At 57.5% G+C, this 22,460-nt stretch carries 23 protein-coding genes; 3 read left to right on the top strand and 20 right to left on the bottom strand.

The features are described 5' to 3' along the window. Positions 1–250: 250 nt before the first annotated feature. Together ABLU80_RS17420 and ABLU80_RS17425 are read left to right on the top strand one after the other, a co-directional pair. Positions 251–526, top strand: coding sequence for a DUF2574 family protein (locus ABLU80_RS17420; RefSeq protein ID WP_015368485.1), 276 nt, complete (start codon positions 251–253; stop codon positions 524–526). Between the two features lie 323 nt (positions 527–849). Then, positions 850–1,167 carry a hypothetical protein gene (locus ABLU80_RS17425; protein ID WP_020079735.1) on the top strand — a complete coding sequence of 106 codons (318 nt, stop codon included), beginning with the start codon at positions 850–852 and terminating at the stop codon, positions 1,165–1,167. A gap of 28 nt (positions 1,168–1,195) precedes the next feature. Here ABLU80_RS17425 and ABLU80_RS17430 read toward each other — a convergent pair whose 3' ends face one another. Genes ABLU80_RS17430 through ABLU80_RS17440 form a run of 3 tightly spaced genes read right to left on the bottom strand, consistent with a single transcriptional unit; the run spans position 1,196 to position 6,140 of the window. Beyond that, positions 1,196–2,320 (bottom strand): ABC transporter permease, encoded by a 1,125-nt coding sequence (locus ABLU80_RS17430; protein ID WP_157195085.1) that lies wholly within the window; start codon positions 2,318–2,320, stop codon positions 1,196–1,198. Beyond that, positions 2,320–5,079: a ribosome-associated ATPase/putative transporter RbbA gene (gene rbbA / locus ABLU80_RS17435; RefSeq protein ID WP_348850250.1), complete on the bottom strand. Its 2,760-nt coding sequence runs from the start codon at positions 5,077–5,079 to the stop codon at positions 2,320–2,322. Before rbbA ends, ABLU80_RS17430 begins: the two co-directional genes overlap by 1 nt. Then, complete coding sequence (locus ABLU80_RS17440; RefSeq protein WP_063446290.1) at positions 5,076–6,140, bottom strand: HlyD family efflux transporter periplasmic adaptor subunit; 1,065 nt, start codon at positions 6,138–6,140, stop codon at positions 5,076–5,078. Before ABLU80_RS17440 ends, rbbA begins: the two co-directional genes overlap by 4 nt. A 370-nt stretch (positions 6,141–6,510) precedes the next feature. Between ABLU80_RS17440 and ABLU80_RS17445 the strand changes: the two genes are divergently transcribed. Further along, complete coding sequence (locus ABLU80_RS17445) at positions 6,511–7,905, top strand: diguanylate cyclase (RefSeq protein ID WP_348850251.1); 1,395 nt, start codon at positions 6,511–6,513, stop codon at positions 7,903–7,905. Positions 7,906–7,952: 47 nt separating this feature from the next. Here ABLU80_RS17445 and trpS read toward each other — a convergent pair whose 3' ends face one another. The 17 genes from trpS to ABLU80_RS17530 form a co-directional block, all read right to left on the bottom strand. Beyond that, entirely contained in the window at positions 7,953–8,960 is a 1,008-nt protein-coding gene (trpS, locus tag ABLU80_RS17450) for a tryptophan--tRNA ligase (protein WP_163331744.1), read from the bottom strand. Between the two features lie 199 nt (positions 8,961–9,159). Continuing rightward, a complete protein-coding gene (locus tag ABLU80_RS17455; protein ID WP_004204123.1) occupies positions 9,160–9,489 on the bottom strand; it encodes a multidrug efflux SMR transporter in 330 nt (109 codons plus the stop codon). Between the two features lie 17 nt (positions 9,490–9,506). Next, positions 9,507–9,920, bottom strand: coding sequence for a multidrug efflux SMR transporter (locus ABLU80_RS17460; RefSeq protein WP_063446271.1), 414 nt, complete (start codon positions 9,918–9,920; stop codon positions 9,507–9,509). 31 nt (positions 9,921–9,951) lie between these two features. Then, positions 9,952–10,620, bottom strand: a complete 669-nt coding sequence (locus tag ABLU80_RS17465; RefSeq protein WP_047080333.1) for a hypothetical protein — start codon at positions 10,618–10,620, stop codon at positions 9,952–9,954. Positions 10,621–10,632: 12 nt separating this feature from the next. Beyond that, the gene (locus ABLU80_RS17470; protein WP_015368476.1) at positions 10,633–11,253 is read right to left on the bottom strand and encodes a phosphate propanoyltransferase; all 621 of its coding nucleotides are present in this window, start codon (positions 11,251–11,253) and stop codon (positions 10,633–10,635) included. After that, the gene (locus tag ABLU80_RS17475; protein ID WP_047080332.1) at positions 11,250–11,648 is read right to left on the bottom strand and encodes a BMC domain-containing protein; all 399 of its coding nucleotides are present in this window, start codon (positions 11,646–11,648) and stop codon (positions 11,250–11,252) included. The genes ABLU80_RS17470 and ABLU80_RS17475 overlap by 4 nt, the downstream gene beginning before the upstream one ends. Before the next feature lie 12 nt (positions 11,649–11,660). Beyond that, the gene (gene cutD / locus ABLU80_RS17480) at positions 11,661–12,608 is read right to left on the bottom strand and encodes a choline TMA-lyase-activating enzyme (protein ID WP_063446273.1); all 948 of its coding nucleotides are present in this window, start codon (positions 12,606–12,608) and stop codon (positions 11,661–11,663) included. Between the two features lie 85 nt (positions 12,609–12,693). After that, on the bottom strand, positions 12,694–16,080 hold the full coding sequence (gene cutC, locus ABLU80_RS17485; RefSeq protein WP_348850252.1) for a choline trimethylamine-lyase: 3,387 nt from the start codon (positions 16,078–16,080) through the stop codon (positions 12,694–12,696). Between the two features lie 25 nt (positions 16,081–16,105). Beyond that, positions 16,106–17,260 (bottom strand): 1-propanol dehydrogenase PduQ, encoded by a 1,155-nt coding sequence (locus ABLU80_RS17490; protein WP_015704260.1) that lies wholly within the window; start codon positions 17,258–17,260, stop codon positions 16,106–16,108. A gap of 17 nt (positions 17,261–17,277) precedes the next feature. Then, entirely contained in the window at positions 17,278–17,535 is a 258-nt protein-coding gene (locus ABLU80_RS17495) for a EutN/CcmL family microcompartment protein (RefSeq protein WP_015368471.1), read from the bottom strand. A gap of 24 nt (positions 17,536–17,559) precedes the next feature. Further along, the gene (locus ABLU80_RS17500) at positions 17,560–19,161 is read right to left on the bottom strand and encodes an acetaldehyde dehydrogenase (acetylating) (RefSeq protein ID WP_348850253.1); all 1,602 of its coding nucleotides are present in this window, start codon (positions 19,159–19,161) and stop codon (positions 17,560–17,562) included. Positions 19,162–19,214: 53 nt separating this feature from the next. Then, entirely contained in the window at positions 19,215–19,493 is a 279-nt protein-coding gene (locus tag ABLU80_RS17505; protein WP_348850254.1) for a BMC domain-containing protein, read from the bottom strand. Between the two features lie 12 nt (positions 19,494–19,505). After that, the gene (locus ABLU80_RS17510) at positions 19,506–19,790 is read right to left on the bottom strand and encodes a BMC domain-containing protein (protein WP_002442227.1); all 285 of its coding nucleotides are present in this window, start codon (positions 19,788–19,790) and stop codon (positions 19,506–19,508) included. A gap of 17 nt (positions 19,791–19,807) precedes the next feature. Continuing rightward, the gene (locus ABLU80_RS17515) at positions 19,808–20,086 is read right to left on the bottom strand and encodes a BMC domain-containing protein (RefSeq protein ID WP_012542984.1); all 279 of its coding nucleotides are present in this window, start codon (positions 20,084–20,086) and stop codon (positions 19,808–19,810) included. 446 nt (positions 20,087–20,532) lie between these two features. After that, positions 20,533–21,051, bottom strand: coding sequence for a FidL-like protein (locus tag ABLU80_RS17520; protein ID WP_015368469.1), 519 nt, complete (start codon positions 21,049–21,051; stop codon positions 20,533–20,535). Further along, the gene (locus ABLU80_RS17525) at positions 21,048–21,851 is read right to left on the bottom strand and encodes a winged helix-turn-helix domain-containing protein (protein ID WP_348850255.1); all 804 of its coding nucleotides are present in this window, start codon (positions 21,849–21,851) and stop codon (positions 21,048–21,050) included. Before ABLU80_RS17525 ends, ABLU80_RS17520 begins: the two co-directional genes overlap by 4 nt. A gap of 21 nt (positions 21,852–21,872) precedes the next feature. Next, positions 21,873–22,457, bottom strand: a complete 585-nt coding sequence (locus ABLU80_RS17530) for a TetR/AcrR family transcriptional regulator (protein ID WP_015704263.1) — start codon at positions 22,455–22,457, stop codon at positions 21,873–21,875. Positions 22,458–22,460 lie beyond the last annotated feature (3 nt).

Genomic DNA, 22,460 nt, shown 5'->3' on the forward strand with positions numbered 1-22,460 from the left:
TTACCGGGGCTACAGACCCCGTAGCCCGGAAAAGGTGCGCAGCACCGCCTCCGGGAAAACATCCGGCCCGGTCGCCTGGTTCGTTAACATCAGTAATACCTATCACACTAATAGCTCTCAGTATAATTGTCCTTATTAATTATATGGATTATCTTTCCTGCGTGATGACATCAACGCATCACTTCTCCTGAGGGAGAAAAATAGAAAGCAAATCGCTTATTTCTCATCCTGTTAACTGGTTATAAATTCAATGAAAAAACCGCTAATTGGGATTCTGACATTAGCTTATGGATTGAGCTTGCCTGCATTCGCTGCTGATACCGCTACATTAACGATCTCCGGGCGTGTGGCTACACCTACCTGCAGCACCAATATCATTAACGAAAAAGCTCAACAGCGTTGTGGGCAAAATACTTACCTCATTAACACGCAAAATATGGCAGTCCCATCTCATGGGGTGATTACCCAAACGGTGAATTTACCGAATGATGCAAACAGGAAAATAATTATCAGCAGCTACGATTAATCACCCACTTATTTTTCCGCGCCATTATATTGCCCAGCGGCGAAATAATGGCGCGCTGCTATCAGCCATAAAAATCAGCCAGTTGTGGGCTTGAAAATTTATTCCCGTCGCTTAATACTCTCCTCCCGCTTATTTCCACCAACGACAGGGTTATCCACTCTTTTTGGTGTTGATGTTATACATCATTAACACTTTGTTAACTTGATCTGGTTTAAGTGACGGTAAATTTGATATACAAATAGGGTAGATTGCCTGTATGGATGATGCCCGGAATGCCTTGCGATGAATGTTGCAGGTCATCGGCTGGCAATATGAGAATATAAATGAAAATCCTGCTTAACTGGCCGCCGCTGCGCCAGATCGTTACTTACATTCAGGAGCGCTTTACCTTTCTGGTTCTGCTCTGCTGGCCGGCGATTATCTGGCTGTTTTGCCGGGTTGGCGTGTGGCTTACCGATAGCGCCTATCAACTGCTGGGAAAATCGCCTGCCCATTCTTTCACCGTTTATCTTCAGCCGTTTATGACGCCCGGCACGTTGCTACGCATTTCTATCAGCTGGATTGTGCTGTTATTCATCCTTTTCAGCATGGCAATGGCCTTCACCTGGGGTCTGCGCCGCTTTATGAATCGTCAAAAATAAGCAATCGGCGCAGCGCCTGCTCCAGGTTTTATGCCATCTCACCAATTGTCTTGCGAAAACGCAGCAGCGCAATGGTAAAGAAAGCGCCGCCGATAGCGAACAAAATTAAAAACTGCGGCCAGACGATGGTAAAGCTGGCGCCGCGGTAAAGTATCGCCTGCGCGAGGCTGACGAAATGGGTGGTCGGCATGGTCAACATAATGTCCTGAACCAGCTGCGGCATACTCTCCCGTGGCGTGGATCCGCCGGAGAGCATCTGCAGCGGCAGCAGCACCAGGATCATCAGTAGCCCCAGTTGCGGCATAGAACGGGCGAGCGTGCCCATAAAAATGCCAATGGAGGTGGTGGCGAACAGGCTGAGCGCAACCCCCAGCATAAACAGCGGAATCGACCCCTCAATCGGTACCTGCAAAACTCCCTGCACCATCAGCAGTAGCGACAGCCCGGAGACAACCAGTACCACCAGACCCATCGACCAGATCTTGGCCATCATTATCTCAAACGGCGTTACCGGCATCACAAGCAGGTGCTCAATGGTGCCGTGCTCTCGCTCGCGGATAAGCGCTGAGCCGGTGAGGACAATTGCCAGCATGGTGATGTTGTTAATAATCGCCATCACCGCGCCGAAGCGCTCTTGTTCAAGGTTAGGGTTAAAGCGCATCCTCACCGCCAGCTCTACCGGAAGCGCACTGTTGTCGCGATAACGGGCGACAAAGCTGTTCACTTCACCGCTGATAATATTCTGGATATAGCCGTTGCCGGTAAAGGCCTGGCTCATTCGCGTGGCGTCGACGTTGACCTGCACCTCCGGCTGACGGCCGGCCAGCACATCGCGCTGGAAGTTTGGCGGAATATTGATGGCGAATGTGTATCGTCCCGCATCCAGCCCGGCATCCATTTCATCGGCGCTGATCAACTCCGGCGTTAAAAACCACGGCCGATAAAAGCCGTTAATGATCCGCGATGAGAGCTGTGATTTATCCATATCGGCAATGGCGATAGGCGCCAGGTGCAGAGAGCCGGGCATTACCGTGGCCGAGGAGTAAACCGACACGGTAAAAGCAAACACAATCAGCGCCAGCATCGCTTTATCGCCGAGCAGGCTGCGCAGCTCTTTGACGCCGAGGTTATAAATATTGCGTAATCCGCGCATCACCCCTCCTGTTTTTTCAGCAGCAACACGCTCAGCCCGAGCACCAGCGGCACTGCAATCAATAGTGGAATGAACGAAACCCACAAATCGCTAATATTCAGCGCCTTGGAGAAGGTGCCGCGGGCGATGGTCAGGAAATGACTGGTCGGGTAGATTTGTCCGATCCAGCGACCTGGCCCCTCCAGAGATGCCACCGGGTCGATCATCCCGGAGAACTGGGTGGCCGGAATAAGCGTAATAATCGCGGTACCGAAAATAGCGGCGATTTGGCTCTTCATAAATGTCGAGATCAGCAATCCCAGTCCGGTAGCGATGGTGACATACAGCAGCGCCGCCAGGGTGAGGGTCAGGAAACTGCCCTTATGCGCGACGCCAAATACGAAGACCGATAAAGCGCATAGTAGAAAGAAGTTAAACATCCCCAACACGATGTAAGGCAGCTGTTTGCCGAGCAGGAACTCGCTGCGGGTGGTCGGCGTCACGTACAGGTTGATGATCGAACCGAGCTCTTTTTCACGCACTACGCTCAGCGCGCTGAGCATCGCCGGAATCATCATCAGCAGCAGCGGGATCACCGCCGGGACGATGGCCGGCAGGCTCTTTACGTCCGGGTTATAGCGATAGCGGGTCTCGATGGAAATAAGCGAGGTCTCACGATTCGGGCTACTTTGCTGCCCGGCCATCTCCTGCAGCCAGGCCAGATGCATCGCCTGTACGTATCCGCGCACCGTTTCCGCGCGATTTGGCATTGCGCCGTCCACCCACACGCCAATCTGCACCGGCGTACCGCGAGCGATATCGCGGCCAAAGTTCGGCGGGATTTCTATCGCTACCGCCAGCTCGCCGTTACGCATTCGACGATCCAATTCGTCATAACTCTGCAGTGGCGCCTGCTCGATAAAGTAGCGTGAGCCCGCGATATTCTGCGACCAGTTCTGGCTGCTGATCGTTTGATCGCGGTCGAGGACGGCAAAGCGCAGATCCTCGACGTCCATGCTGATCCCATACCCCATGATAAACATCAGGATCACCGTCCCCAGCAGCGCCAGCGTCGATCGTACCGGATCGCGGCGTAGTTCCAGCGCTTCGCGGCGGCTATAACTAAACAGGCGGCGCAGGCTGAATGACTGGCGTGGGGACGCGTTCTGCTGGTGTGATACGACAGCTGGCAGTGCGGGCGTGGTAGAGACAGAAACGGTCGGTTGCGCGGCATCCGCCGCTTCCTGCAGCCAGGCGATAAACGCCTCTTCGAGGCTGGCGGAGCCACGTTGCTCAACCAGCGCCTGCGGCGTATCGCTGGCCAGCACCTTGCCGGCGTGCATCAGCGAGATGCGATCGCAGCGTTCGGCCTCATTCATAAAGTGGGTAGAGATGAAGATGGTGACGCGATCCTGCCGCGCCAGGTCGACCATCAGCTGCCAGAACATATCGCGCGCCACCGGGTCAACGCCGGAGGTGGGTTCATCAAGGATCAGCATCTCCGGGCGATGGATTACCGCGACCGCTAATGACAGGCGCTGGCGGATCCCCAGCGGCAAATCAGCGGGAAGCGCGTCTTCAACCTCGGTCAGCATAAAGCGTTTGCTCATTTCTGCGACCCGGCCAGCTATTTCATGGTCCGGAATGTGAAACAAGCGGGCGTGCAGCTCCAGGTTTTGCCGTACGCTCAGTTCGCTATAGAGCGAGAAAGCCTGCGACATATAACCCACTCGTTGGCGGGTGGCGATATCTTTCGGGTCGACCGGCTGGCCGAACAGCCAGGCCTCGCCTTCGCTGGCGGGCAACAGGCCGGTGAGCATCTTCATGGTGGTGGATTTGCCGCAGCCGTTAGAGCCGAGGAAGCCAAAAATTTCGCCACGGGCGATACGAAAGTTAACGTGGTCGACGGCGACAAAGTTGCCGAAGCGCATGGTCAGGCCGCGCGCTTCAATAGCGATCTCTTCCTCACTGCTGTCGCGCGGCGGGATGACCACGTCTTTATGCGCCAGGCGCTGCGCTTCCGGCAGCAGGGCGATAAATGCCTGTTCCAGTGTCTGGCTGGCGGTCTGTTTTTTGAGCGCCGCCGCGCTACCGGTCGCCAGAATCTCACCGGCGTTCATCGCCACCAGCCAGTCGAAGCGCTCGGCCTCTTCCATGTAGGCGGTGGCGACCAGCACGCTCATTTCCGGCTGACGCTGGCGAATGCTGTCTATCAGATCCCAGAACTGTGCGCGGGAGAGCGGGTCGACGCCGGTAGTCGGTTCATCAAGGATGAGTAGCTGCGGGTCGTGGATCAGCGCACAGCACAGCCCAAGCTTTTGTTTCATTCCACCGGAGAGTTTACCGGCGGGGCGATCGCGAAACGGCGCCAGCCCGGTGCTCTGCAGCAGTTCGTTGATACGAAGTTCACGCTCGGCTTTATCGTGACCAAACAGGCGAGCGAAGAAGTCGACGTTTTCATAGACCGATAGCGTATGGTAGAGGTTTTTCCCCAGGCCCTGTGGCATCCAGGCGATTTTCGGACATACCTGCTGGCGGTGACGAACGTCGCGCATATCGCCGCCGAGCACCATCACGTTACCCTGCTCGATGGCCCGCGCCCCGGCGATAAGCGAGAGCAGGCTTGATTTGCCGACCCCATCCGGGCCAATCAGGCCAACCATACGCCGCGCCGGGATCGCCAGGTTGATATCGCGCAACGCGATGGTGGCGCCAAACTGCTGGCCAACGTTTTCCAGCAGAGCGACGGGAGGCGAAGTATCCTGCGGCGTCAGTTTCATTGCGGCAACCTCACCGTCAGCGCTTCAGGCCAGCTTTTCTGCTTATCCAGTCGTACCCAGGCCATCCCAGGCAGGCCGGTTTTGACATATTCCAGATGCTGCTCCAGTAGCTCTGGCGGAATGCGCGCCTTGACGCGGAACATCAGCTTGAGCCGCTCGTCGCTGGTTTCTACCGTTTTTGGCGTGAATTGCGCGACGCTGGCGACAAAGCTGATATTTGCCGGGATCACCAGCTCTGGCGCGGCATCCAGGATCAAGCGCGCTTCACTGCCGAGCGCCAGGAGACCCGCCTGTTCCGTTGGCAGGAAGAAGGTCATATAGACGTCAGCCAGGTCGACCATGTTTAATACCCGCCCTCCGGCGGCCAGCACTTCGCCTGGCTCAGCAACGCGATACTGGATGCGGCCGTCGCGCGGCGCTTTTAGTTGGCTATCGTCAATATCGGCGAGGATCCGCCGATGGGTCGCTTCGGCGGCTTCAACGCGGGTTTTAGCCTGTATAATGCTGGTACGAGCGGCTTCAATGGCGGCGAGGGCGGCAGAGACCTGCGCTTTCGCCGATTCCAGCGCCGCGCGGGCGCTTTCAGCGGCCGCGCGATCGTCATCCAGCTGCTGAGCGGAGACGGCGCCTCGTTGCGAAAGGGTACTGGAACGGACGTGGCGTTTAGCGGTGGAATCGAGCTCCGCCTGGCGCTGCTTCACCACCGCTTCGGTGGCCCGCATTTCGCTCTGCCGCTGGTCGAGTAACGCATTGGCGGCGGCAACCGCGCTTTGCGCTTCTTTGATTTGCGCGGCGGCTTCGAGGCGCTGCTCATTGAGTACCCGCGTATCCATCCGCGCCAGCACATCGCCTTTATGGACGAACTGCCCCTCTTTGACCAGAATCGTCTCGATACGCCCGGCAATTTTGGTGGCGATATCGACTTCCGTCGCCTCGATGCGGCCATTACTGGCGGCGAAGCCCGGCGGGAGCCCGGCCGGGCGCAACATCCACCATGCTGCGGCGATAACCACCGCTGCAACTACGATATACCCGGTCCAACGTCGTTTGTTCTTATCCATACGCGACTCGCTCTGTTCCATATTGCTGAGTGGTGCGCGTTTCGCTATTTCGCCCGGCGGGACGATAAAAAAGGGGAGATAAGGCCGTCCGGCGCAAAATCCTGTTACGTTGCCAACCGGTGGGGAAGATGTGCTTTTAGAGTGGTCATCATCAGCAATCCTGGCCTTAAATGAAACACGCATATTTATAATCTGGATACTAACATCGGTAGCGGCAAAGTCCATATATAAACTATGGAATTGCGAACCCCTCATTGTAATGGCTGAGAACTACGCTATCCCTATGATTTTCTTCGTCTGGTTGACCTGCGGCAACTCATGTATGATCGGCAACCCCGAAATAGACTAACGCCCGGCGAGCGCTTTATTCATGAACGATGAAAGCAAAAAATATATCTCTGTTATTTTTAAGGAGTGGCTACCGCTGTATGACAGCCTGACGCCAGCCGTTAAGGAGGTACTTAAAAATATCGCAGAGGAACAATCGGAAGCGTTAGCGGCCCGGTTTTATGATTTTATTTTTCAGGATCCGGATATTGCCCGCCACCTGACTTATGATTTAGTTCAGGAGCGTCTGAGCCGCTCGCTGGCGCTATGGGTGAAGGAGATCCTGACCAGCGACAAAGCGCAGTTGCCGGCGCTGGCGGAACGCCAATATCAGATTGGCAGCATCCACGCGCGGATCGGTATCCCGGCGGAGGCGGTGCTGCGCGGCGCCCGGCAGATTAAGGCCGGGCTTATCGAGTATATCCGCAGCCACGTAAACGACCGCCGGATTGCCGTCGATGCCATTTATTACGCTATTATGGCGATTAATATGGCCGTTGAGATGATGTGCCATGCCTATACCTTATCGCACTATCGGGCGACCAAAAACGAAGAGGCGTATCGCCTGTATAGTTTGATGGACAATGTTCCGATGGAATATGGCAAACAGCAGGCGGCGCTTTCCGGTTGGGAAAATACGGCGATTTTTAATATTGTTAGCGAAAATAAAGCAAATACTAACGCTACGTTATTATCTGAATCGGAATTTGGTCTATGGTTCCGCCATAAATGCGTACGCTATTTTAACAAAAATAGCCAGATGGACGAAATCGCCGCATTAATTTCGCAGGTCGACGACTTATTAATAGGTTGGCGAGCATCCGCCTCTGTCATGGATTATAAAAATACACAAAACCTGGTTCAGGGGATCCATATTCATTGCCAGCAAATAGGCAGCCAACTGGGGGTGATTTTTAGCAGCTTGTCGCAGATGCAAAATGGCAAAGATGCGTTAACCAGCCTACTTAACCGCCGCTATTTGCCGGTAGTGCTGAAGCATGAAGTGACGCTGGCAATGGAGCATGAGCTGCCAATGACGGTAGCGATCGTAGATATCGATCATTTCAAAGGCATTAACGATAACTGGGGCCATATGGTCGGCGACCGGGCGATTAAACATGTCGCGGAACTGCTCAGCGATAATATCCGTTCCAGCGACTATATCTTCCGCTACGGCGGGGAAGAGTTTCTGCTGGTGCTGGTGGAGACCGGCGTGTCAGAAGCGTTTACCATCCTCGACCGCCTGCGCAAGAAAATTAGCCAACTGGCGTTTAACGTTGGCGGCGACACGCAGATCCCGATCACCGCCAGCATTGGCTATGCCGTGCACTCCGGCCATCCCGATTACAACCTGCTGTTGCGCGATGCCGATAATGCGCTGTACGCCGCCAAACGCGAGGGGCGCAACTGCGTGAAAATGCACAAAGGCAGGGTATAAAACCGAGCCCCGGTAAACGTAGCGCGGTCGGGGCAGGGCTCTGAAGCTCAGAACAGTACCGGCAGCCCCAGCCCGCGCTTCACTTCATGCAGCGTCTGCTGCGTGAGCTGGTGGGCGCGTTCGCTACCCTGGCGCAACAATTCCAGCAGCATTCCTTTATCCTGACTGTAGGTAGCCCGGCGTTCGCGGATCGGCGCCAGTAGCTCCTGCAAGCAGGTTTCCAGTTCATTCTTACACTGGCGATCGCCCAGCCCGCCGCGCTGATAGTGGGCTTTCATCTCGGCAACCAGCGCCTTATTGCTATGGAAAGCGTCGAGATAGGTGAACACCACGTTGCCGTCGACATGCCCCGGATCGCTGACTCTCAGGTGTGTCGGGTCGGTATACATCGCGCTGACCGCGCGGTGAATCTCCTCTTCACTGGCCGATAACGTCAGCGTATTGCCCAGCGATTTCGACATTTTGGCATTACCGTCGACGCCCGGCAGGCGGCTCACTTCGCTGAGTAGCGCTTTGCAGTGGCGCAGTACCGGTTCGCCGGTGAGGCTATTCATTTTGTGGACGATTTCATTGGTCTGCTCAATCATCGGTAGCTGATCGTCGCCCACCGGCACCAGCTCGGCTTTGAAGGCGGTGATATCGGCGGCCTGGCTAATCGGATAGGCGAGAAAGCCAACCGGCAGCGAGCGGGCAAATCCCTTCTGGGCAATCTCATTTTTTACCGTCGGATTACGTTCCACGCGAGCGACGGTGACGATATTCATATACAGCGCGCTGAGCTCAGCCAGCGCCGGCAGAGCGGACTGCAGGCAAATAGTGGTGAGTCTGGGGTCGATGCCGACGGCCAGATAATCGGCCATGACTTCGAGGATATGGTGGCTGATTTTTTGCGGGTTGCTGCCGTTATCGGTGAGCCCTTGCAGGTCGGCGATCAGGATAAACTGCTGGTGGTCGTGCTGCAGCGCGACGCGCTGGCGCAGCGAACCGACGTAGTGGCCAAGATGTAGTTGGCCGGTCGGGCGGTCGCCGGTGAGGATGGTTTGTGGATGGTTCATCAGGGACTCCTTATCAGACTGTTCAGCCGAAAGACGTCCTGAAAATAACAAAGCCGCCTTCCGGCGGCTTTGAAAATGGAAACGTGTATCATGCCGCCTGTTATGCAGGCAGCCACCAACGACGGGGGTAGGTAACGATAACGTTTCTGTTCATCTTTTTATCCTGCCACGAAATCACGGCGGGGTAAACCTGCTTCGATTACATGGTCGAGAAGACGTTCATGATCACGCCGCCGGAGATAATCAGCGCCATGGCGATAATGGCCGCCAGGTCCGGCTTCTGCTTATAGAGGATCATGGAGCAGATCGTCACGCCGACGATACCGAAGCCGCACCACAGCGAGTAGGCTACGCCCACCGGAATGGTGCTCATCGCGCGGGTGAGGGCGAAGTAGCACAGGCCATAGGCGCAGACCACCAGCACCGAAGGCGCCAGCTTGCTGAAGCCGTTGGTTTTTTTGATCATCGAGGTGCCGGTGATTTCGGAGCCGATAGACAGCGCCAGCCATAAAAATCCGAGATTAAACATAGGGTGTTCCTTTCCTGTTAGTTGGCGATTTTCTTATCCATGGAGGCGACTGGCGCGGCGGGCGCGGGCTCTTCGCTCTCTTCGGAACCCATCTTCGAGAACAGGTTCATGATAACGATGCCGCTGGCGATCACCGCCATACCGATGATGGCGGCGGTATCCGGGTGCTGGCCGTAGAAGGCCATTCCCAGCGTCGAGACCACCAGGATGCCGGTGCCGGACCAGGTGGCGTACGCCAGGCCGACCGGGATATCTTTCACCGCCCTTGAGAGCGAGTAATAGCAGGTGCAGTAGAGCGCAATCAGCAGGCCGAGCAGCAGCATTTTTGTGCTGCCTTCGCTGTTACCGAACATTTTTAACGTCGAGGTTGCCGAGGTTTCGGAGAGGATAACCAACAGCATCCATAACCAGCATTTTGTTTTCGAAGACATCGTTAAGCTCCAGGTTCATAGTTGGGTAAGGTCATATCTTTCTGTTTTTTAAATAATCAATGGCCGCATCGGTCAGCTGCGCGTGCGGAGCCGCCGCCAGCGCCGGATTATTCACCACGTCTGTGACGGTGAGATAACGGCGCGGTTCGCTGCTGGCGGCGGCTGGCGCGGTGGGCGCGTCCAGCGTCGCCAGCAACTCATTCATGGTGCCGAGGAAGACGCCGCAGGCTTCCAGACGAGCCAGCGTGGCCTGCAGATGCCCGGTATAGGCGCTGTCGGCCTGCGCGCCGCGCAGTTGGTTGAGTTCGCTGAGCGGATCGCAGTGGTAGCGCAGCGCCAGCACTGGAATACCCGCCAGCAGCGCCTCGTGCGCGCAGCGGGCGAGCGGGCTGCTGAGCGTGCCGTTCAGCAGGTCTGAAGCCAGCGGATAATCGAGAAACGGCAGCAGTACCGCCCGCCACGGCGCCGACGGCAGGGCATCCTGCCAGCCCGAAGAGGGAATTATCTCGCCGACCTCCCGCCACGCGGCGGCGTCAGCGAGGCCATCCTCCAGCGCGAGGCGTAGCGGATAGCCGCTTCCCGCCAGGCGTTGGCGGATAGCCGCGCGATAGCCATCAGCGGCGGTCACCATCACCAGTACCGGCGGGCGCAGGCGCTGCAAAACACGCGCAACTAAACCTTCAATCTGTTCGTCGGTCATGGCGAGCCTCCGTTAGCCGATGAGCGTCACCTGCGCGCCGTTTTTCAACCCGGCGGCATTGGCTTCTTCGGTGTCAATGTGAAACTCCAGCGCGAAGTCATCGCGCACCCGCACCACCACTTCATCGAAAGTCAGCTGACGCTCGCCGTTGCTGCGCACGCTGACCTTCTGGCCATTGCTAACGTTGAGTCGGCGTGCGTCCTGAGGCGACATATGAATATGCCGCCAGGCGCAGATCACCTGCGAATGGAGTTCAACGTGGCCAGCGGGCCCAATCAGCAGCGCGCTACCGGCATTCTCCAGCTGGCCGGACTCACGAACTGGCGCCTTAATCCCGAGCGTGAAACAGTCGGCGCGCGACACTTCCAGTTGCGAAACCGGGCGGGTCGGCCCGAGGACACGGACGTTGGTCAGCGAGCCCTTCGGCCCGACAACGGTCACGCACTCCTGGGCGGCAAACTGCCCCGGCTGGCGCAGCGGTTTAAACGGCGTCAGGCTGTAGCCTTTGCCGAACAACGCCTCGACGTCCTGTTGCGCGAGATGGACGTGGCGGTTGGAGATCCCCACCGGGATCGCCGGCGCCGTTGCGCTCAGGCGGGCGGCGATTTTTTCGCGAACCAGGGTGTCGATCATGACTTCTTCCCTTTCTTCAGCGCCGGATGTTTATCTTCCGTTTCGTTCGGGGCGGCAGGGGGGACGATGGGTTCCGGGGCGGCGATAACCACCGGTTCGGCCGTTTTTTGCTCGCGCGGCGGGTTGCCTTTGAGGTTGCTTAACGCTTCAACCACGCAGCGCTCCGGGCGGGCAATCACCAGCGACTTCACGGTGTGCTCGGCGCCAGCCACCGCCACGCCGCGTTCAATGGCGGTGTGGATGGCGCTGATCTCCCCTTCAAAGCAGACGCTCACCAGCCCAGAGCCTGGTTTGCGATAGCCAATGCAGGTCACTCCCGCAGCTTTACAGGCGGCGTCGACGGCCTGAATGGCGGCGACCCATCCTCGCGTTTCAATTACGCCTAAACTTTTCATGGTCGGCTCCTGTTAATGGCGGACTAAGCGAATATCAAAATCAAATTGCTGGAAGAAGGTTTCCAGCCGGTCCAGTTCGTCCGGTGAATAAGACGGGTCCTGGGTAATCGGGTAGGGCATATCCAGGCGTTCGTACTTTTTGCGCCCCAACTGGTGGTACGGCAGCATGTCGATGCGGCGGATATTTCCACGCTTCGCCAGCTTCTGTACGTAATCAATGGCGCCGGTAATGGCGTCGAATGAGTCGTTGTAGCCGCGAATGAGCGGCATACGCACAATGACGTTGGCGCCGGAATCCACCAGCCATTCGAGATTGCGGCGGATCCCTTCGTTGCCGATACCGAGCATCGCTTTGTGGTGTTCGCTGTTAATCTGCTTTATGTCGAACAAGAAGGTGTCGGTGACCGGCGCCAGCTTCTGGTAGTTGGCAAGCGGGGTGGTGCCCTGGGTTTCGACGGCGGTGTTAATCATCATCTTTTTGCATTCGCTGAATAAGGCGACGGCAAAATCGGTCTGCAGGCTCATCTCGCCGCCGCCGATGGTGACGCCGCCGCCGGAGGAGATATAGAAGTCGTAGTCCTGCATGATGATTTCCATCAGCTCGCTGACGGTGACGTCCTTACCCATAATGTCCAGCGCGTTCTGGGTGCAAATCTCTTCGCATTTGCGGCAGCCGATGCAGTCTTTATTGCGGTCGACGAAGTGCTTCATTTCGCCGTTCTCTTCCGCCCGATAATGAATACCCGCCGGACAGACGCTGACGCAGTCGCCGCAGTTAATGCATTTGTCGTGCGAGAACATCACCTGGAACTGGCTGTTCAGCCCTTCCGGGTTGGCGCACCACGGGCAGCGAATGTTGCAGCCCTTAAAAAACACCAGCGTGCGAATGCCATCGCCGTCATAGATCGAATATTTCTGGATATTGAAAATTCGGCCCGTTAATTCTTGTTTTGCGATCACGCTTGCCTCCCGCTCCGTCCCGTTACGGGACGGAGAACTTCCGGTTATTTCTCAAATACAGCTCATTTAATTCTCTTTAAGAGAACTAGAACTTCTCAATCACCGTACGGCTGATGATCTCGTCCTGGACCTCTTTGCACAGCTCAACGAAGTAGGCGCTGTAGCCAGCGACGCGAACGATCAGGTCGCGGTATTTCTCCGGCTCCTGCTGCGCCTTCTTCAGCACTTCGTTATCGACGTAGCTGAACTGCATCTGGCCGTTGCCGAGAATCGAGGCGGTACGCAGCAGGGTAATCAAGCCGTGGCGACCTTCCGGGGTATCCAGCAGCCCTTTGAGGAACTTGAAGTTGTGCACCATACCGATGTTCATGGTTTCCACGTTCATCTTGCTGACCGACTTGATAATCGCCGTCGGGCCTTGTTTATCCGCGCCCTGGGTTGGGCTGATGCCGTCGGAGAGCGGCATCCACGCCAGGCGGCCGTTCGGCGTGGCGTTGGTCAGCTCGCCGATTGGCGTGTTGTTGGAGATAGATAGGGTGCCGTGGCTGAGGGTCGAGTAGAGCATCTTGTACTTACGGCACTCTTTCTCGGTCCATTCGGTAATATCCAGCGCGTACTGGTCGACGTAGTTATCGTCGTTACCGTATTTCGGCGCGTTCAGGCAGTCGCGGCGCAGCGCTTCGTAACCTTCAAAGTTGGCCAGTAGCGCATCGCGGATCTGCTCAAGGGTGTATTTCTTCTCTTCGAACACCAGCTTGCGGATCGCCGCCATCGAATCGACGTAGGTCGCCAGACCGGAGAAAATCAGCCCCGGGCCGTGGTTGACCATCGCGCCGCCGGCGGCGACATCTTTGCCGCTCTCCATGCAGCCCTCGACCAGCAGCGACATCAGCGGCTTCGGCGCCACATCGCGGTGGACGCGCTGGCTGATGACGGTGCCGATGGCCGACAGGCGCACGATATGGGCGATCTGCTGTTTCACCGCCGCATCGAATTCGTCGAAGGTGCGCAGGTCGCGCAGGTCGCCGGTGTCCAGCCCCTGATAGCTATCGAACAGCACCATCCGCCCGCGGTTGAGCACGAACTCGATAGCGATAGGCCACTGGGTGTAGCCGGTGGAGGTCCACTGGTAGATGCGCCCGGATTTCTGCGGCTCAACGCAACCCATCAGGCAGTAATCGCGGGCGTCTTCAAAATCGAAGCCTTTGCGCAGCATCATCTTGATGTGGGAGTCATCGAAGTGGCAGGCCGGGAAGCCCATTCCCGCTTTCACCACGTCGACGATTTTTTCCATGTATTTCTGCGGCGACTGGTTGTGAATACGGCAGGCCAGCGACGGCTGGTAAACCTTCACGAAGCGCACGGCGTCCATAATCAGATAAGTCAGATCGTTACAGGCATCGCCGCCGCTACGTTTCTGGCCGCCAACGGTGAGGTTGATAAACGGCTGATAACCCGCGAAATATTTCGCTCCCAACTCGCTCGACATCCACATCAGTTCGGCGCATTTGATGATGAATGCCTGCAGCAGCTCCAGCGCGGTGTCGTGGGTCAGGCGGCCTTCGCGGATATCGGCTTCGAACATCGGGTAGCAGTACTGGTCGACGCGCCCCAGTGACAGCCCGGTCTGGTTCTCTTCGATTTCAAACAGTGATTCGACGGTCCAGATACTCTGCAGCGCTTCCTGCAAGGTCTTCGGCGGATTGGCCGGCACGTTTTCGTTGACGTCGGCGATGGTCAGCAACTCGGCGCGGCGCTGGGCGTTTTGCTCTTTAGCCGCCAGTTCGCGGGCGTGGGCGGCGATGCGGCGGGCGTAGTTGACCACCCCTTCACAGGTTTCAATCGCCGCTTTGTAGTAGTAGATACGGTCGATATCTTCCGGGTTTTCCATGCTCAGGCTGGCCAGATGCGCTTCGGCATCGGCTTTAATGCCATTCATCCCTTTGGTGAATAGCAGCACGTCGTAGCCCGGACAGGTATCGCCGCCGCCGTTAATCTGGTGATAGGAGAGATCGCTGACGAAGGTCTCGCCGCTGAAGGCCCAGACGCCGGCCTCACGGTATTGCGCTTCGCAAATCTCATCCAGCGAACGCCCTTCCCAGAACGGGACGATCTCTTCGCGAATGGTTTTTTTATCCGCTTCGCTGATTTCAAACGGATCCTGCGGGCGGGTGCTCATGGTGTCGAGCTCGTCGCGCACCCAGCGCCAGGCGATATCCGGCGAGAAGGCGCCCGCGCGCGGCTTGCCGCACGGATGGCCGACGATCAGCTCATCGTCCTGAATCAGAATCGGCGCGGTTTCGCAGGCGTGGCGGAAGGCTTTCGCCCGTAGCAGAATGGTCGGCATGCCAGGGTTGGCTCTGACCACTTCGGTAAAGGCCAGCGCGCGATAAATAGAGACGCTCGGGCGCACCGTCAGGTAGTGGTTACGCAGGCGCTGCATACGCGGGGTTAAGCCTTCCATCGCCGGCGTGTCGGCGCAGGCGGCGAACGGCGCGTGGTTGACCTGCTGTACGCCGCTAAACAGACGTACCGGCAGATTCAGCGCGCTGAGGTTGCGCTGGGCGCTGATAAACATCGCCGAGAGTTCGTTCACTTCGGCGTTGTCAAAAGCGGCGCCGCGCAGCATGGCGTCGAGCATCGGATAGCCGTCAATGGCGCAGGCGGCGCGGACTTCGCTCAGTTCCGCCAGCTTGAACCACAGGCACTCCACGATTTCATAGGCCTGCTGGGTATTCAGCGCGCCGCTGTTGATATCGCGTTGGAAGTAAGGCAGTAGCGTGATATCCGCCCCTTGCGGGTTAACCGCATAGCTACCGTTATCCAGCTGTAGCGCCAGCTGGAACAGATAGAACGCCTGGCAGGCTTCTTTGAAATTACGCGCCGGATGGGCCGGAACGTGGTGCAGAATAGCCGCGCTATCGAGCAGCTCGGCTTTGCGATAAGCATTGGTTTCCGCGGCCGCCAGCTGTTCGGCGCTAGTGGCCAGATTTTGCGCCAACGCTAACAGGGCGTCACAGGCGTAGATGGCGGCGCGGCAGCCGTTGACTTCATCCATCCCGCTGCGGCTGACCGCGCTACCGAGGGCGCGGGTTTTCTCTTCCAACTGGTGCTTAATCGCCAGCACGCCTTTTTCGACGACCAGGTTGTAGTCCGGTGAATCGAGATCGCTGCTGAGGTTGAGGAACTGGAATACGGATGGGCGATGCGCGGCGCTTTCATCATGGAAAATCGCCCCGTGCGGTTTACGGGTCTGGTTACCGACGATCAGTTCGTCGGCGCTGATGGTCAGCGGCAGCTGGCGCATCAGTTCATAGAAACGGCGAGCCGGTTTGACGGCGGCGGGAATGCCCGCGATATCGCTATCCAGCGCGCTGAGGATCGCGGCGTGCTCGGTGCACAGGGTGCTAGCCTGGGAGCGTAAACGGTCTGCCAGCACTTTGACGCGCGGCGTTAAGCTGTAGTGTGCCATGGGTAAGGTTCTCCAAATCTTGTTATCAGTGGCCCTGTACGGGATGACCGGACCAGGCCCGGCGATAAAGCTCGGTTAACGTGTTAGCGTCCGGCGCGCGTGGGTTGGTAGGGGTACAGCTGTCGCGCAGCGCCTGGCCGACCATCTCCGGCAAACGGCGTTCGAATTCAGCCGCCTCAATGCCGGTGTCGCTAATGCCGGAGGGCATGCTCATCTCTTCTTTTAAAGCCTGAATGGCGACCAGCAGGCTGGCGACGCCCTGGCGCGGCGAGGCGGCTGGCAGATCCAGCAGATGCGCCAGACGGGCATATTTCGTTGCCGCAAGGGTGTCGCACTGACCGTCGAAATCGGCGTTCCAGGCGACGACTTGCGCCATCAACAGGGCGTTGGCGCGGCCATGTGGCACTCGGAAGACGCCGCCGAGGGCGTGGGCCAGGCTGTGGGTTATCCCAAGCGACGCGTTGGTGAAGGCCATCCCCGCCATGCAGGAGGCGTTATGCATCTTTTCGCGCGCCTGCAGGTTGTCGCCGCTGCGCCAGCAGGTCGGCAGATAGCGAAATACCTGCTGCACCACTTTCTCCGCCAGCGCGTCGGAAAAGTCGCTGGCGGCGCGGGAGACGTAGGCCTCAAGGGCGTGACACAGCACGTCCATGCCGGTGTCGGCGGTAATCGCCGGCGGCACCGAAGCCACCAGCGACGGGTCAAGAATGGCGATATCCGGCAGCAGCGACGCATCCACCAGTACCAGCTTTTCCGCGTTGGCTTTCACCACCGAAAAGGCGGTGACTTCCGAGCCGGTACCGCTGGTGGTTGGGATAGCGACAAAGCATGGACGCGGGCGGTCAGTCTGCGGACGGGTTTGCGCCAGGGAGAAAATAACCGCTTTGGCGGCATCGATTACCGAACCGCCGCCGAGCGCGATAACCAGATCCGGGTAGTGGTTATCCATTAACTTCATGCCGCGCACTACGGTGGCGATATCCGGATCCGCCACCACGTCGTCCCACATCTGCCAGGCGATCCCGCGCTGGCGCAACAGGGCGGTGACGCGCTCGGCGAGACCAAACTTGACCATCGCTTTATCGGTCACCAGCAGCACGCTGCGGGCGGAAAGTTCGTTCAGCACCGAGAGGGCGTCCTGACCGAAGCAAATCCGCGGTTTCAGTAAAAATTCACTCATTGGGCTACTCACTCCTGTTAGGCGTCCCGAAACACGTTCTCGACAATGGCGACCACCGACATCGCTTTGTAGCGGTCTTTATTGAGCGCGAAGTACTCTTCCGCCAGCACGATGTCGTGCATGCCGGCGCCGACGTTATCGACGGCAACCCAGGTCTGGTCTTTCATCGGCTGCTGTTTGTCATCTAAGCGGGTGATCAACAGCAGGTTGCTGCCGCGTAGCTCATCGCATTTCTGCGTGGCGACGACATGGCCGGTTACCTTTGCGAGAATCATCGTTTATCGCCTTATATCAGTGCGTTACTTAGCGAGGCGCTCCAGCACCTGGCGAATAACGCGTTCCACGTTTTGTTCGTTGATTTCACCTTCCATACTGGCGGCGCCTGCGCTGGCGAAACGGTCATCGTTGCCTGCAGTGCACGCTGGCGCGGCGCTGGCCGGGGCGTTGAAACGCACGTCATCAAGAATGCTGCGCTGCGGATCGCTCGCCGGAGTAACGATGGTCGGCTGGGGTTCAGGGCGGCTGCCCGGCGCGCGAAGCTCGTCAATCGAACGCACGCCATAGCCGACTTTGCGGATATTGAGCAGGTTCATCGGGCCGACGTTGTCGGAGCTGGAGCCGCCGCCGACCGCGCCGCAGCCGAGAGTCAGCGCCGGAGAGATGTTGGTGGTCGCGCCGATCCCGCCGAGCGCCGCCGGAGTATTAATCAGAATGCGGTTGACCGGTTTTTCGAGGCTGAACTGGCGGATGACATCCTGATTACGGGTGTGGATCACCAGCGTATGGCCGAGTCCTTCGTTGGTCAGCAGTTCCACCACGCGGTGGCAGGCGGCTTTCCAGTCCTCTTCCACGTACAGGCCGAGTACCGGGCACAGTTTTTCGCGCGAGTAGGGGTTTTTCGGCGATACGGTGGTCTGCTTGGCGATCAGTACTTTAGTGCTGGCCGGGACGCAGAATCCCGCCATCTGGCTGAGGTACAACGCGGTTTTGCCGACCACTTTCGGGTTGATCGTGCCGTTCGGGCGCAGCAACAGCGCCGCCATTTTCGCCGCCTCATCTTCATTCATGAAGTAGACGCCCTGCGCTTCCAGCTCGCGGTGGACCTCGTCGTAAATGCAGCGTTCGACGATGATCGACTGTTCGGAGGCGCAGATCACGCCATTATCGAAGGTTTTGCTGGTGACGATATCTTTCACCGCGTGGTGGATATCGGCGCTGCGCTCGATAAACGCCGGGCCGTTACCCGGGCCGCCGCTGATGGTCGGGGTGCCGGAGGCGTACGCCGCGCGCACCATGCCTTCGCCGCCGGTGGCGAGGATCAGCGATACGTCTTTGCTGTGCATCAGTTCGGAGGTGGCTTCGAGCGTTAACTGGGTGATGCCGTCGACGCTGCCTGCCGGCGCGCCGGCCGCTTCTGCCGCGCGTTTGACGATTTCAATCGCCTTCCAGCTGCACTGACGCGCGCCCGGATGCGGGGAGAAGATAATGGCGTTACCGGCCTTGAGGGCGATCAGCGCTTTGTAGATAACCGTAGAGGTTGGGTTAGTTGAGGGGACCAGCGCGCAAATCACGCCGAGCGGCACGCCCACGTCCATCACTTTTTTTACCGGGTCGTCATGAATGATGCCAACGGTCTTCATATCTTTGATGGCGTCGTAGACGCGCAGCGAGGCGAAACGGTTTTTCAGCACTTTGTCCTGCCAGTTGCCAAAACCGGTCTCTTCCGCGGCCATTTTCGCCAGCGCTTCGGCGTGGTGCGCTGCTTCCTGGGCCACGTTTTTCACGATGGCGTCGATTTGCTGTTGCGAAAAGGTGGCCAGAATCGCCTGCGCCTTTTTGGCGTTGCGCACCAGTTCCCGCGCGTTCTGCCGGGATTGCAAATCGTTATCCAGTTCAATCATGAGTCTATCCTTCATCAGACGAAAAGAGTGGAGACGGGGCGCGCCCTGTCAGGTCATGCTTTGTGCTGCGCCGCGATTTTTTCGATGTCGTTATGTGGACGCGCAATGACGCGAGAACTGACGACTTCGCCGATGCGTTTCGCCGCTTCCACGCCGGAGTCGACCGCCGCGTTGACCGCGCCGACGTCGCCTTTCACCATTGCGGTGACGAGGCCGGAACCGACGTTTTCATAGCCGATAAGCTCGACGTTGGCGGCTTTACACATCGCATCTGCGGCTTCAATGGAGGCCACCAGACCTTTGGTTTCGATAAGACCAAGCGCTTCTTTCATCAGGTTTCTCCATTAGTCCGCAATTTTGTAATGCGAGACGATTTTGTTGATGTCGTTATGCGGACGGGCGATAACCAGCGAGGTCACCACTTCGCCGATGCGCTGCGCCGATTCCACACCGGAATCCACCGCTGCTTTCACCGCGCCGACGTCGCCTTTCACCATCGCGGTGACCAGGCCGGAGCCGACGTTTTCATAGCCGATAAGCTCGACGTTGGCGGCTTTACACATCGCATCCGCCGCTTCAATGCAGGCCACCAGACCTTTGGTTTCAATCAGACCTAATGCATCACCCATTTGCGTTCTCCTGGCCTTCAGGCCTTGTGTTTAATGACGATTTTGTTGATGTCGTTATGTGGACGCGCGATGACCAGCGAGGTCACTACTTCGCCGATGCGCTGCGCGGATTCCACACCGGAATCCACCGCCGCTTTTACCGCGCCGACGTCGCCTTTCACCATCACGGTGACAAGGCCAGAGCCGACGTTTTCATAGCCGATCAGTTCGACGTTGGCGGCTTTACACATCGCGTCCGCTGCTTCAATACAGGCCACCAGACCTTTGGTTTCGATAAGCCCCAATGCATCACCCATCGTGATTTCCTCCAGAACAGGTTTTGTTATTCGGGAAAACCGTCCGCGTAACGGCATCAACACGCGGAAGCGGCGTTCGGGGTTCACTATAGGGAATGGGGAAAGAAGTGAAATTTAAATCCGTGAGGATGAATATTTTAGGTTTTTACTCTGTGATTTAGCCTTATTTAGCCTTCTGTTTATCTGTTCGTTCTGTTTTATGCGTATTGATTTTTATGATGATATGGCGCTTTTTTAGGCTATTTATCGGCGGGAGATGAATGTTAATAAGATGCTAATTACTTGCCAGCGGTTAGTAATATAGCCACGTGATAATTGTGGGTATGCTCATGTTTTGGCGTCGAAGCTAAATGCAAAACGTGCGCTTTTAGCATCGTGGAAAGAGGGGGCAATAATGGAACGTGAGCGAGGGCGCATTTTCCTCGCGGCAGTTCAGGGGGGACGGGTTAGTTAAGCGTGCTGCCTGACTTCAGCGTGCAGATGTAGAGCGGCGAGTTGATAGAACTCAGCAGGATAGCTTTGTCGTTAAGCTTCTGCGCGTTGAGGAACAGGCCATCGTGGCTGTCGGACATCTCGCGCATGAAGTAGTCGAAGATGACATTCGGCGATTCGTCGATGGATGAGGCGCTGGATTCCCATTTTTTAATGCGGTAGTGGCGTTCGGTTGCCGAGATGCGTTGGCTGGTGTAGCTGAATTTGACGTAGCGCTGCAGGTAGAGCCAGCCGGCGGCGGAATCGGTATAGCCTTCCACCACCATCGAACCGTTGCCGTTGGCGGCAAAATTAAAATGGATATTGCCATTCACATTCTCTTTTTCCATGTTCTCAAAACGCATGATCGCTTTGGTGGAACAGCTCATCACGCCGTCGTTGGCATCCGGCAGCAGGCGCCAGGCGCTAAACCCGGCGGCGGCGATAAATGCGAGGGCGGAGAGGGCGAAAAAGGGGCGGGGCGCGAGTCTCATTGCGGCTTCCAGGAGTAGTAAAAGTAGTTATCGCAATAGCTAAATGGGTTGTCTTCGTGCATCGCGCAGTGGGCGAGAAATACCCGGCCCAGGCCGTTAGTCTCCAGCCGGTCGCCGTAGAAGAAAACGAAACGCTCCCCCGGCTTGCAGCTGAGCTTCAGCCGCTGACGCACCTCATCAAAATTCTTACCGTAGGCCGTGGCGGAAACCGAACGCAGCATCTCATCGCTGGCCAGAAGTTCGCACTGGCTGTGGCTCATCAGCGTCAGATTGATTGGCCGGGCGACGTGGGTGCCGGCGAGACTAAATGCCACCAGCAGCAGGGCGATGAGCAGCAGACAGCCGCCGGCCAGATACCAGCACATACCGCGCGCATGTAGAGATGCGGTGGGCGGCGTTGGCGCCGTAGCGGGGGCGGCTTCATCAGGCGTAGCGCATGTGAGAACGGCATCGGCGAGCGTCGGCTCGGCGTCGAGCAGTTCGATGCTGAGATCCTGATTCAGCTGCAGCATGCCGCGCGACACGGTGACAATAATGTTATCGATATCGTAGTGGCGAAAGGTTTTGCGCAGCATGCTCAGGTATTGATTGAGATTGCTGTTGGATGAGGTTAAGCCGTTATCGTCCCAGACCTTTTTCAACACTTCATCGCGACTGACAACGCCGGTATGGCGAAGAAAAAAATAGAGCAGCGCGTTGGCGGTAATGGATAGCTGGCTATCCGGCTCATTGCCGCCCGGTAATGTTAGGGTGCCGTCCGTTGCGTCATAAATGAGACGGGCATTGATGTTGTAGCGCATCGCGGCCTCACTCTACTCGCTTCACGCGGGAAGCGTCATTTTTGTCAGATCGTTTACCAGCGCCTGGCGGTGTTCGCTGCTCATGGTACGCCCTTCGGTCAGTTCCGATAACCAGATGCCGTCGGCGGCATAGCGCACCAGCGTGCCGGTCGGGCCGTTATCGAGCGCATCGCCCTGCGCCAGATGATCCAGCATCCAGTCGCGCCAGCACTTTCGCAGCACCGGTTCGTCGGGCATCGCCAGAGACAGCACCATCAGTTGCCGGCTTTCGTGGGTATCCGTCAGCTCCGGGTTGGACAGATAGCGCAAATAGGCGCGGGTAAAGCGCCCGTAAGCGATGTTATCGGCGGCCATCAGCTCGCTAATCGCCTTTTCCATAATCGCCAACAGCCGGGCGAACAGGGCGAAAATTAGCGCCTGTTTATTGGGAAAATGGTGCATGAGCCCGCCTTTGCTGACGCCAGCTTCGCGGGCGACGGCGTTCAGCGACAGGGCGGCGATACCGTCCCGGCCGGCAATCATCGCCGCCGATTCAAGCAGTTGACGATGCAAACGGACGGGGTCTTTTTTACGATGCTGGGCTTCCATGTTCATGGCCCGGATCATACC

It is taken from the genome of Klebsiella sp. CN_Kp104, from assembly GCF_040064515.1.
Classification (GTDB): Bacteria; Pseudomonadota; Gammaproteobacteria; order Enterobacterales; family Enterobacteriaceae; genus Klebsiella; species Klebsiella aerogenes.